The following is a 302-nucleotide window of genomic DNA, read 5'->3' on the forward strand; positions in this document are numbered from 1 at the left end:
CGCGCTTATGGTTCCATTTAAAACCTTTAACATTACGCAGGTACAAGAAGCATAGGCCAAATCCCCAGCGCTTTTTATTGTCGGTTAATCGAAGCAGCCAATCAGCAATCTGCTCGTTCTCAGCATTAAGCTTGCTTTGATAGTAAAAACAGCTCTCGCTAATACCTAGACAGCTGCAAGCAAGGCGAATGCTGATGGCATGTTTGATTATCGCCTCTTGCGCCATCTCCTTGCGCAGGGATGGCTTTAGAGCTTTCCCTCAAGAGCTTCCAATCGAATCTCAGCTTTAAGACGCTCTTCGG

1 pseudogene is annotated in these 302 nt (G+C 46.4%); it reads right to left on the reverse strand.

The features are described 5' to 3' along the window. A pseudogene (locus VQ643_RS16390) lies at nucleotides 1–302 on the reverse strand (IS3 family transposase); the annotation flags it as partial.

The organism is Pseudomonas sp. F1_0610, assembly GCF_047470865.1.
Taxonomy (GTDB): domain Bacteria; phylum Pseudomonadota; class Gammaproteobacteria; order Pseudomonadales; family Pseudomonadaceae; genus JAZDRH01.